2 protein-coding genes are annotated in these 1,612 nt (G+C 39.6%); both read right to left on the bottom strand.

All coding sequences use genetic code 11. The features are described from left to right. Positions 1-39: 39 nt before the first annotated feature. On the bottom strand, positions 40-1,038 hold the full coding sequence (locus DV872_RS26010) for an IS3 family transposase (RefSeq protein WP_255566885.1): 999 nt from the start codon (positions 1,036-1,038) through the stop codon (positions 40-42). A 35-nt stretch (positions 1,039-1,073) separates the two neighbouring features. After that, complete coding sequence (locus DV872_RS26005) at positions 1,074-1,562, bottom strand: transposase (protein ID WP_114632888.1); 489 nt, start codon at positions 1,560-1,562, stop codon at positions 1,074-1,076. Between the last annotated feature and the right edge of the window lie 50 nt (positions 1,563-1,612).

Raw genomic sequence — 1,612 nt, 5'->3', positions numbered from 1 at the left:
CGGAATGTTTCAACATAGTTGTCACAACTTTTGATTTTTTTATGCTGAAATCAGTTGCTTCTTAGTCTCTAATGAAGGGTTCAGATACACATATTTCTGATCCTCCCAAATTTTTCGATAATTACTCCACCGCTCTGGTGTATTACTAATTGCTTTACTTATGACCCGATTCCTTTTCTCCATTATTTCTGACCCATCACCACAGTGTCTTTGGGCTGGTGAAATATATGAAATTCCCGAATGTTTATGCTCGTTGTTATACCAATTCACAAAATCTGCTATCCATGTACGAGCATGATGCAAATCTTTAAAATGCTTTGGATATCCGGCCGTATATTTTAGAGTTTTAAACAGAGATTCAGAATAGGGATTATCATCACTGACCCTAGGCCTAGAAAAAGATGGTATTACTCCCAATGCATACAATGTCATAATCATGGTACCACCTTTCATGGGATGACCATTATCAGAATGTAGCCTGATCCCTTCCAGTTTATGAATGATTTTCAGCCTTCTAAACATTTGCTCTGCTAGCACCGATGATTCAGATTCGTGTATTTCCCAACCGACAATTTTACGGCTCCAGACATCAACGATCATATAGCAGTAGAAAAAGATTCCATTCACATCTGTTTTGAGAAATGTAATATCCCAACTCCAGACCTGATTGGGACCTGTAGCTGCTAACTCAGGTGGTTTATTCTGCTTTCTTGCAGGGTAACTTCTTCTTCTGTGGTGAATCATGTCTGCATCTCTCAGGACCCTGTAAAAAGTACTCACAGATGCAATATATATTCCTTCATCCAAAAGAGTTACAACGATCTGATATGGATTACAGTCTACAAATCTGTCTTCACAGGCAATTCTGAGAATCTCTTGACGCTCATACTCTGTAAGCTTTCTTTTAACCTTCTTCACTGATCCTTTTCTTTTATCACCACAAGAAAAATCATTCCACCTATGATATGTCCGGACAGATATATCCATTACATCACAGGCTTTTGATTTTCTGGCTCCAGTTGATATGGCTTCATCAATTAATGAAACCGAAAGATCTTTGAGGTCCTGAGGAATTAATCGTCCTCGTCGCCCCCCAATAGAGCATCCACTTTTTTTTTAAGAGTTAGTAAGGCTGCCATTTCAGCCAGGGCTTTATCTTTACGAGCAAGCTCTTTCTCAAGCTTTTTAGTCTTAAGCTTCAATTGGCGATTTTGTTCTTGGATGGTCTTTTCTTTTTCTGTCATAGACTGCCGCAGCTCCTGTTCCCAGAGGGATAGATGTTCACTGTGAAGACCATTCTTTCTGAGCCAATTTCCTATCTCATTTTTTGAAATTGATCGGCTCTCTAAGAGGAGGGACATCTTTTCTGAAATGCTCCTCCGATCTGGTGATAACTCTCCAGCAGCTGCATCCAGTGTACCATCTTTAGCCTTGGCAACCCAATTCCTAATTGTTTGATTTGAGATTCCTTCTTCCCGGCATACCTGGGCAATAGGTCTACTTTCAGGGGGAAGTACTTTCCGTAAAATGCTGTTTCGAAATCCTGTACTATACTTACTCAATATGTTGTCCTCCGTATTAAATACTGTGACAACTATCTTGAACTATAGGG

The sequence above is a fragment of the Oceanispirochaeta sp. M1 genome (assembly GCF_003346715.1).
Taxonomy (GTDB): domain Bacteria; phylum Spirochaetota; class Spirochaetia; order DSM-2461; family DSM-2461; genus Oceanispirochaeta.
Note: the sequence above shows the minus strand (reverse complement) of the source record. Positions and strands in the feature narration are given on the sequence as shown.